This is a genomic window from Nitrospira sp. BLG_1, assembly GCF_047338595.1.
Lineage (GTDB): Bacteria > Nitrospirota > Nitrospiria > Nitrospirales > Nitrospiraceae > Nitrospira_D.
Map to the genome: position 1 here is coordinate 1 of NZ_JBLFBO010000076.1, position 8,608 is coordinate 8,608.

11 protein-coding genes are annotated in these 8,608 nt (G+C 53.5%); 5 read left to right on the plus strand and 6 right to left on the minus strand.

Features of this window, described 5'->3' with window-relative positions:
• Positions 1–47 precede the first annotated feature (47 nt).
• The 3 genes from ACMTNU_RS19775 to serS all read right to left on the minus strand — a co-directional run bounded on the left by ACMTNU_RS19775 (position 48) and on the right by serS (position 3,193).
• Positions 48–1,052 (minus strand): hypothetical protein, encoded by a 1,005-nt coding sequence (locus ACMTNU_RS19775; RefSeq protein ID WP_413937014.1) that lies wholly within the window; start codon positions 1,050–1,052, stop codon positions 48–50.
• A gap of 502 nt (positions 1,053–1,554) precedes the next feature.
• Positions 1,555–1,758 (minus strand): hypothetical protein, encoded by a 204-nt coding sequence (locus ACMTNU_RS19780; RefSeq protein WP_413937015.1) that lies wholly within the window; start codon positions 1,756–1,758, stop codon positions 1,555–1,557.
• Positions 1,759–1,906: 148 nt separating this feature from the next.
• Complete coding sequence (gene serS / locus ACMTNU_RS19785; RefSeq protein ID WP_413937016.1) at positions 1,907–3,193, minus strand: serine--tRNA ligase; 1,287 nt, start codon at positions 3,191–3,193, stop codon at positions 1,907–1,909.
• 242 nt (positions 3,194–3,435) lie between these two features.
• Between serS and ACMTNU_RS19790 the strand changes: the two genes are divergently transcribed.
• Positions 3,436–4,449, plus strand: a complete 1,014-nt coding sequence (locus tag ACMTNU_RS19790) for a PA0069 family radical SAM protein (RefSeq protein WP_413937017.1) — start codon at positions 3,436–3,438, stop codon at positions 4,447–4,449.
• A gap of 213 nt (positions 4,450–4,662) precedes the next feature.
• Complete coding sequence (locus ACMTNU_RS19795; protein ID WP_413937018.1) at positions 4,663–5,028, plus strand: rhodanese-like domain-containing protein; 366 nt, start codon at positions 4,663–4,665, stop codon at positions 5,026–5,028.
• Between the two features lie 21 nt (positions 5,029–5,049).
• Here ACMTNU_RS19795 and ACMTNU_RS19800 read toward each other — a convergent pair whose 3' ends face one another.
• The 3 genes from ACMTNU_RS19800 to ACMTNU_RS19810 all read right to left on the minus strand — a co-directional run bounded on the left by ACMTNU_RS19800 (position 5,050) and on the right by ACMTNU_RS19810 (position 6,985).
• Complete coding sequence (locus tag ACMTNU_RS19800) at positions 5,050–5,598, minus strand: OmpH family outer membrane protein (RefSeq protein WP_413937019.1); 549 nt, start codon at positions 5,596–5,598, stop codon at positions 5,050–5,052.
• A gap of 84 nt (positions 5,599–5,682) precedes the next feature.
• A complete protein-coding gene (locus tag ACMTNU_RS19805; RefSeq protein WP_413937020.1) occupies positions 5,683–6,093 on the minus strand; it encodes a hypothetical protein in 411 nt (136 codons plus the stop codon).
• Between the two features lie 166 nt (positions 6,094–6,259).
• On the minus strand, positions 6,260–6,985 hold the full coding sequence (locus tag ACMTNU_RS19810; protein ID WP_413937021.1) for a hypothetical protein: 726 nt from the start codon (positions 6,983–6,985) through the stop codon (positions 6,260–6,262).
• A 233-nt stretch (positions 6,986–7,218) separates the two neighbouring features.
• On the opposite strand from ACMTNU_RS19810, the gene ACMTNU_RS19815 reads away from it, so the two are divergent.
• The 3 genes from ACMTNU_RS19815 to ACMTNU_RS19825 all read left to right on the plus strand — a co-directional run.
• On the plus strand, positions 7,219–7,731 hold the full coding sequence (locus tag ACMTNU_RS19815; RefSeq protein ID WP_413937022.1) for a hypothetical protein: 513 nt from the start codon (positions 7,219–7,221) through the stop codon (positions 7,729–7,731).
• A gap of 107 nt (positions 7,732–7,838) precedes the next feature.
• Entirely contained in the window at positions 7,839–8,333 is a 495-nt protein-coding gene (gene moaC, locus ACMTNU_RS19820; protein ID WP_413937023.1) for a cyclic pyranopterin monophosphate synthase MoaC, read from the plus strand.
• Between the two features lie 15 nt (positions 8,334–8,348).
• The coding region (locus ACMTNU_RS19825; protein WP_413937024.1) for a MoaD/ThiS family protein at positions 8,349–8,608 on the plus strand (260 nt) is incomplete at its 3' end.

Here is an 8,608-nt window from a genome sequence, read left to right on the forward strand (position 1 = left end):
ACCTCCCACCCTCAGATCATAGGTTGAAGGCGTCCACTTTTTCGAGCCTAGCTCACCTCAGCTTCGTTCTCTATTATTAGACAGTTGGCATCTAGGGTGCGCAAGTCCGATTCATACATGCGAGGGACGAGTCTGAATAGGTCGGTCACTGGATATCTAGAGCTGTAATTTAAGATTGGATAAGCACCTGTTCGAGCTTGCATATAGTCGTGAACATAAAATCCAGGTACTCTACAGATCGTTTTTGTAAGCACTCGCACTTTCTTTTGCGGAGAAATTACGATCTCGACCAAATCTGGCATAAATCCTGACTGGCCTGACACTATGGAGATCGCGGCACCCATAAAGGCTCCGCCAACACCGAGTGCTCGATTGTTAAGACGATGCCTAATCTGGCGAGAGAACCAGCTACTCATCATACATACCGCGTGGGGAATTGGGAGCGAGCTATAGTAGGGGGCAGGTGGTTGCCCATCAATGTCTCGCAGGTCATTTGTTCCTGAGCCAATGATCGCGACCTGATTAGTTGGAATAGATAGAAAACGAGTTTCAACCATCCTTTCTCCTACTTTGATATATGCTTTGAGAAGGCTAGGTTTATTTTGTACAGTTTTAGCGGCTATCAGCATTTCCACCGTGGTGCCGTTAGAGACTTCTCCTGTTGCTACGACCTTTTCAGCGCAGGATTTGATATAGGATTCAATCTTTGGAATTATCATTCCCCGCGTTTCTTCCCAGCCTGGCTGATTCAGTGCGACGCTCGCTTCCTTCTCGATCTTTTCAGCGGATAGATTCATTGCTTCAGCAAGAGACTCACAAAACCCGGCATTCCCCGAAAATGCCGCGAACATATCTGGGCCAAATCGGGCTAGTTTGCACGTTCCCTCTCCATAGCAGGTGAATTCGTCTGATATGACCGGTTGAAAGGTTTCTCCTTTACTAGTCACACCATCATATTCTGGCTCCCGGTCAATGACCTCTCCATCTTTGCTCACAATCACTTGTGAGGTAACCGGAGACCCTGTCATTGTGACGATCGAATCAGCGACCAAGCAGATTCCTTGATCGTCAATGTTTGCGGCCGCACAAATTGTCATAAGGAGAAAGACTCAGCACTGGATGATATTCCGATGCTCCATGAATCGCGCGGTAGAGTATCACTTCGGAAGAGTCATTGCACATTCAGGCACTGAGTAAGGGGTGTTAACTATGGCGTATAAAGACGAGGGGAAATCCGGGGGGACAACGGAGCGGTAAACCCCGGTAATAGACGGTAAACGACGGTAGAAGACGGTACTCAGGAGAGCAGGGGAATCGCTAGTGCTAGAGTAAAGTTTATAAGTTTTTTGCGAGGTTCGTGGACTGAGGTTTTAGAATTTTTAAGACCGGCACATCCGGCCGCTCCGTTACCTCGATCTTGCGCTTCAGGTGTGTGGGAATTAACGCAGTCTGCGGTGTTACGCTGGCCAGGTAAACGGCCACTCGTAGGCAGAGATCATCTGCCCCACAGCGAATCTTCAGTGTTCACAAAGTGATTCTTGATCTTCTCTGGGCTCAAGCCTTCTGGCTACCGCGTTTGGCATTGTAGCGAGGATTGTCGTATACCAACTCTGCCCGTTCATGCTCCGCCCATAACCGCACGCCATAGACCTCTTGTAACTCCTGCTTGGCCTTCTCGTCGCCCTTTCTCGCCTTGCGAAACAAACTCTGGCGATGCATATCTTCTTCTTCTTGACTCAGTGACCACTGTGCTCCCATTTCAGCTCCTTTGTTGTACTCCGCTCGCTTAGCGGAGGGCGGTTGTACACGAGTTGGACTCGCAATTCAAGGTGTGAAGCATTCGAAATTGTCCAGAGGGGTAAGTGCAGATTGCAGGTACTCTAACGGAAACGCGACGGGGAGAGATTCATTCTTTGGTAATTCTTTCCTGACCTGCCATAAACGGCCGTAACACCGGTGGAATATCAACCGATCCATCAGGCTGTTGAAAGTTTTCCAGGATCGCCACGACGGTTCGTCCGACGGCCAGACCTGAACCGTTGAGCGTATGGACAAAGTCGGTCTTCGCGTCTTTTTTTCCGCCGGTCGGTCGATATTTGATGCTCGCGCGTCTGGCCTGAAACGATTCGAAATTGCTGCAGGACGAAATCTCGCGATACTGCTGTTGAGACGGGAGCCACACTTCCAGGTCATAGGTCTTGGCGGCAGAAAATCCCATGTCTCCGGAGCAGAGGGCCATGACGCGATAGGGAAGATTCAAGTCCTGCAAGATCGATTCTGCGTGCCCTGTCAGTCGCTCAAGCTCCTCATAGGACCGATCGGGCGTGGTGAACGCAACGAGCTCCACTTTGTTGAATTGGTGGAGTCGTATGAGGCCTCTGGTATCTTTTCCGTAGGATCCCGCCTCTCGCCGAAAGCAGGGGGTATAGGCGGTGTACCGCAGCGGTAAACGGTCTCCGCTCAGGATCTCTTCACGGTGCAGATTGGTGACCGGCACTTCCGCGGTGGGAATGAGGAAGTAGTCTTCGTCTTTCAGACGGAAGAGATCTTCTTCAAATTTGGGAAGCTGACCGGTGCCTGTCATCGTCGATCGATTCACCATGAGAGGCGTGATTACCTCACGGTAACCATGGTGGGTTGTATGTCGATCAAGCATATAGTTGATCAATGCGCGCTCGAGTCTGGCGCCGGCTCCACTCATGACGGAAAATCTGGCTCCGGCGATTTTCGCGGCTCGATCAAAATCCAAGATGCCGAGGTTCTCTCCGATTTCCCAATGGGGTTTGGGGGAATAGGAAAACGACGGGATGGTTCCCCATCGACGCACTTCAACATTTTCTGATGCATCAGCCCCCACCGGGACGGAGGCATGGGGGAGGTTGGGGATGCGGAGGGCGGCATCGCTCAGCGCCTCCTCGACCGTTCGCAACGTGCTTTCGGCCTCTTTGATACGGTCTCCCACCTGCTTCATGGCGGCCATGGCGGATTCAGCGGGTTCTTTGGCTCGGCGTAGACGGGCAACTTCTTCAGAGCCTTTGTTCAGTTCGAATCGGAGTTGCTCAACCTGCGTGGTGATCGTTCGTCGTTGCTCGCTTAACTGCTGGATATCATTCCACTGGACGTCGTGTCCGCGTCGTCCCAGAGTGGTGCGGATGTGGTCGAGATTGTCGCGGAGCTGTTTGAGGTCGTGCACAGGCTATCCTTTCAAAGCTCGTCGTTCGTGACGCGCGCACGAAGCGCGAGTCTCCCGTTGCCGAAACACTTGAAATCGGAAACTCGAAACATGAAACGTACAGGCCATTTCGTCACAAAGAATCGTGAATAATACGGGCTCGGTTTCCGAGTGTCAACGAAACAGCCACAGTGCCGCATCGGGCTCTCCTCGCCAGCGCCGGGGTTTGACATCAATCGGGCATGGGGGAGAGGATAGGCGCGATGCGTCGGATCTCTAATCCCCCCAACCCCTTTGAGTCTCGGCATCGGGACCTCCTTGAGCCGGCGAGTGTGGCCAAGCTGATGCTCTATACGGATGATAGCCGGGAGATTCTCAGTCGGAACGACAGTCCTGATTTGCCGTTTCGGTGGAGTGTGAACCCCTACCGCGGCTGCTTTCATGCCTGCGCCTATTGCTATGCCCGACCCACTCATGAGTATTGGGGGTTTGGTGCTGGAACCGATTTTGAGAGTAAGCTTGTCGTCAAGCAGGATGCGCCACGGTTGCTTCGGCAAGCCTTCGAGAAGCCTTCATGGAAGGGAGAGCTGATTGTATTTTCCGGAAACACGGACTGCTATCAGCCGCTCGAAGCCAGTCATGGATTAACCCGCGCCTGTCTGGAAGTGTGTGCCGAGTATCGAAATCCGGTCGCAATCATCACGAAAGGAGCGCTGGTCTTGCGCGATCTTGATGTGCTTCGTCGATTGCAACGAGAGGCCTGGGTGCTGGTGTACTTCAGCATTCCCTTCTCGTCCGACGAGGTGGCGCGCAAGCTTGAACCACAAGCCCCGTCGATCACCAAGAGGTTTGCCGCGATGAGCCTGCTGGCAGCTGCCGGTATTCCGACCGGCCTGTCGATTGCCCCGATTATTCCCGCGGTGAATGAAGAGGACATTCCGGATTTGCTGGAGCGGAGTGTCCATGCCGGCGCTTGCACCGCGACCTATAGTCTGTTGAGATTGTCGGGGAGTGTGGAGTCGGTGTTTGTCGATCGGCTCGCGGAGGCCTTCCCGGAACGGGTTGCAAAAATCACCAATCGTCTCCGTGAAGTGAGAGGGGGAACATTGACAGATGGCCGATTTTTCAAGAGACAGGACGGACAGGGGCCCTACTGGGATTTGATCACACAGCTCTTTGAGCTTGCGAAGCGGAAAACAGGATTTCCGGCCGATGGTATGAGTCCCATCTCGGAAACATTTTGCCGTCCAGGTCAGAGGCAACTCTCTCTGTTTTAGCCCGCATGATTCATGAGCGCTTCTTCTGCAATCGTCGATGTGTCGAAGCAATAGGCTACGGCGCTCGTTGATCGTGATGCGGGCCTCGTGAAGCGTGAAGCGCGGGTCTCACGTTGCCTACACACTTGAAACCTGAAACTCGAAACATGAAACGTACAGGCCATTTCGCCATGAACCGTCATGATACTGTAGGCTAATTAGGAGACATGAACCATGAAACATAATCCAGGTTTCTTGAAACTCGTCGACCAGGCGAAGCAGCGGGTGAAAGAATGCAGCGTGGCTGAGGTGAAGACCCGTCTGGACCGGGGTGAGCAGTTTCATTTCATCGATATCCGTGAGGATCATGAGTTTGCTCAAGACCATGCCAAAGGCGCCAGACATCTTGGGAAGGGAATTATCGAACGGGATATCGAGTCAGTGGTGCCCGATCAGCAGGACGCTATCGTGCTGTATTGCGGGGGAGGTTATCGATCAGCTTTGGCGGCTGATGCACTGCAACAGATGGGATACGAGAATGTGCTCTCAATGGATGGAGGGATTCGCGCGTGGCGGGAAGCTGGTTTCCCACTTGAATAGCCAAGCCCTGTATGCCCAGGGCTATTTGTTGACTCGATCAAACTCCTTGATGACCTGCTCCGTGATATCAATCGCATCTTTGTGATAGATCACGATCTTGACGGTCTGCTCGCTGCCTTTATCGACAACGAGCGCGACTCCGCCTTTTTCAGCGACCGTTTGTGTCGCAGCGGAGATTTTCTTCATATACTCATCGACTAATTCCTTCTGCTTCTTCTGGAGCTCCAGATTGAATTCTTGCGCACGTTTCTGGAAGTCCTGGACCTTGGTTCGGAACTGCCCCTCCTTCTCCTTCTTCTCTGTGTCGGTCCACTTGGGGGCCTGTTCCTTCAGCTGCTTCTCGGTGTTGCGGAGCTCTTCTTCATCTTTGCCCAGGAGTTTCTGCCTGGTCGACACATATTCTTTCAGTCCTTCAAGTGCCCGCTTCCCTGCCTTAGATTTTTCCAGCACCGATTGCGGATCCACGACTCCCATCTTAAATTCAGCAGCCTGGCCGAATGACGCAAAAAGAAGGGGCATGGAAACAAACAGGACGGCAAGAACACATGATCGGAACGCAAACATGGACATAACGTCTCCTGTATGTGGTCACCAACACGAGGAAGTGTGGGCAGAATAACCGTGGATCAATTAGTCTGTCAAGCGAATGGCAGGTTACCAGGAATCAAAACTGATGGGTTCTTCGCGAATCCAGATTTCGATCCCGTGTTGCCATTTCAATCGCCGTGCGACGGCGTTCAGTGCGCGTCCATCCGCGTGAGTAGGATCGAACGGATCACGAATGTGCTTCAATTTTTCCTTTTTGAGAGGCGGCTTCAATCCCAGGTCCTTCATCGCAAGGGCCACCAGATTCAATTGGAAGAAGCGTGGTGTTTGATTCAGCTCCACCAGCGTGACTTCTGCCGACTCCGTTGACGCTCGATGCGTGCGGTAGAGCTCAATGACACGGCCTTTCAGGTGTGTCCGTTGCGACTCGGTGAATTCAAGCAAGGCCAACTCTACGAGGAGCGCGTTGGTCGCGCCATTGAACGACGGCATATCAAGCAGTTTGCTGAGAAATCCCATTGAAATCCTCGCGGCAAGATCGTGAAGTCGTCATCCGGAAGCCCTTTCCTTCTCAGGAAAGACCTGAAGGCTTCGGGAGAGTGTACTGAAACAGGTCGTGTTTTTCTAGACTGCAAAAAGAGGGGGATGGTGGCCAAGGCTCAGTCAAAGTGGGACCAGCACTCCGCTACTTGAAGAGACCCTTGATGGCCTGGGTCGCGGAGTCTACCGCTTTCTGGATGGTGTTGGTGGCGGTATGTATCCCAGCTGCTGTCATGGCCGTGCTGACCTGCTGGACGATCGAGCCGAGGATCTGTTTGGTGACTTCTCCGGCGGTGACGCCGTCTGATTTCCTGCCGATGTCTTGGAGGTGCACGTCGGGGATCGGTACCGAGACGGCTTGGCCATTGAGCAGTTCGGCACTCACGTGGGCTCTTGCGGACTTCACGTACAGATGTTCGATGAGGAGTTTCTTGCCTGACTCCGAGGGCTGAGCCTTCTGCTTATGATGGCCGATGGCGCGTTCGATGTTGCGTTGTAGTACATCGAGGTTACTGCCGCCGGCTGCATGCTCGTACGTGATTTCCGGTTTGAGAAGGGTAAGTTCTTTGATCCGGATCACGTCGGTCGTCAGCGACTTGATATCGAGCGTTAGGCTGATTTCGTCGAATGACAGAGCCTGGTTGGTCTTGAAGCCGTCAGGGTTACCGACCACCAGCCCATACAACGCTGCCTTGCCATCGACGGGATTGATGGTGGTTTTTGAGAGGCTGATGGGCACACCGGTGATCTCAGGCCCATATCGGCGGATAGCGTCAGCGACCTGAGCATCCAGTGAGTCGTGCAGCCACCAGAGGCTTCCAGATAAGGCGACGACTCCAAGCGCTGCGATGCTGATCAGGAGTTTCTTCATGGATCTTGTTCGACCTTTTTGAAGTATAGCAAGGCAAGTTCAGGAGTCTATTGAGCCTGTTGGTGAGCGCTGTTCTTATCACGGGTTACCTCAGGCTGAGTCGGCGATTGCGCCTGATGTGTCTCACTCCGACCAACCGTACTTGGTCAGAACAACCCTGACTGGGGACCGACTTGACGAATCGGAACGGGGTGGCTAAGAATGCAGAATTTTCGTGAGCCAGGAAGGTCACTATGAAGTTGCATCACGTGAAAAGGATGGTGTGTGCGATTGGGCTTCTGACGGCTGGGCTCGTCGGAGTCCCTGCATTTGCCCATGAAGATCGGACGCCCACCGGCTCGTGGGAAGGGATTGCCCAGTCAACCACGATACCGCTATCCCCGTTGACCACCCTCTTGACGTTCGGTGCAGACGGCAATCTCGTCGAGTCACGCCGACTCTATCTCCCGCAGTCTCCGCTTGGCCCCGTGCTTGCCACTTCCGGTCACGGGGAGTGGCGCCGTTCGAAGAATGACAAATTTGAGGCCACGACCGTGCTGCTCTACCAAGGCGCTTCTGATCACCCCACTTCACCGGGCGTTGTCATTGGTCGGGAAAAGGTTCGGTATCAGTTTCAATTGATCCGCGGCGGCGAACAACTGCAAGGAACTATTTTGGTAGAGATTCACGATGCCGCGGGCAACATCGTTTTCTCTGGTCCAGGGACCATTGAGGCGACACGTATCCGGCCTCAATCCTTACCGTAATGGTAACTGACAGCCCGTGTTGTACCCTCCCTTCCTTGACCTTCCTCTTTGGCGGCACCTATAATTCCGCCAGCTCTTGACTGCAACATACTGATTCAACGAGAAAAATGGCTGAATTCACCCACTTCAACGAATCTGGTCGGGCTCGGATGGTCGACATCAGTGCCAAGGAGTCGACTGAACGGCTGGCTACTGCTCAAGCCACAGTCTTCTTACTTCCTGAAACCCTTGAAAAGATTCAACGTGGCAAGATCGCCAAGGGCGATGTCTTGGCAGTCGCTCAGGTCGCTGGTGTCATGGGTGCGAAGAAGACGCCGGACCTGATTCCCATGTGTCATCCAATTGCGCTCACCAGCGTCGACATTGCCTTCAACGAAGACCCGCAGCCGGATGCAGCAGGCCGCTGTTCGATTACCATTACAGCCACGGCCAAGACGACAGGACCGACGGGAGTCGAAATGGAAGCCATGACGGCCGCGACGGTTGCGGCGTTGACCATTTATGACATGTGTAAGGCGGTCGATCGGGGAATGAGTGTTCGCGAGGTCTGTCTCCTGTCGAAATCAGGCGGAAAGTCGGGGACCTATACGAGGGAAGGCTGAGGCCAAGGCTACGCCATGATGGTGACGATCAAGTTGTTCGGTATGACGAAACTGCTGGCGGGGAATCAGGGTTCTCTGTCGTTGAATGTGGCGAATGGACGGGAGGTCAAGGACCTAGTCCGTGCCATCGAGATCAGCCACCCTGCAGTCGGAGAACTTATTCAGAAGAAGAAGGTCTTGGTGTCGGTGAATCAGGACATTGCGCACGAAAACACGATGGTCAGTGAGGGTGACGAGATCGCGCTGTTGCCGCCCTTTGCCGGAGGGAGTTCAAT

Excerpts from the sequence above, each read along its gene's own strand:
- ACMTNU_RS19780 (WP_413937015.1), bottom strand. The coding sequence starts at position 1,758 with ATGGGAGCACAGTGGTCACTGAGTCAAGAAGAAGAAGATATGCATCGC.
- ACMTNU_RS19790 (WP_413937017.1), top strand. The coding sequence starts at position 3,436 with ATGCGTCGGATCTCTAATCCCCCCAACCCCTTTGAGTCTCGGCATCGG.
- ACMTNU_RS19795 (WP_413937018.1), top strand. The coding sequence starts at position 4,663 with ATGAAACATAATCCAGGTTTCTTGAAACTCGTCGACCAGGCGAAGCAG.
- ACMTNU_RS19800 (WP_413937019.1), bottom strand. The coding sequence starts at position 5,598 with ATGTCCATGTTTGCGTTCCGATCATGTGTTCTTGCCGTCCTGTTTGTT.
- ACMTNU_RS19805 (WP_413937020.1), bottom strand. The coding sequence starts at position 6,093 with ATGGGATTTCTCAGCAAACTGCTTGATATGCCGTCGTTCAATGGCGCG.
- ACMTNU_RS19810 (WP_413937021.1), bottom strand. The coding sequence starts at position 6,985 with ATGAAGAAACTCCTGATCAGCATCGCAGCGCTTGGAGTCGTCGCCTTA.
- ACMTNU_RS19815 (WP_413937022.1), top strand. The coding sequence starts at position 7,219 with ATGAAGTTGCATCACGTGAAAAGGATGGTGTGTGCGATTGGGCTTCTG.
- moaC (WP_413937023.1), top strand. The coding sequence starts at position 7,839 with ATGGCTGAATTCACCCACTTCAACGAATCTGGTCGGGCTCGGATGGTC.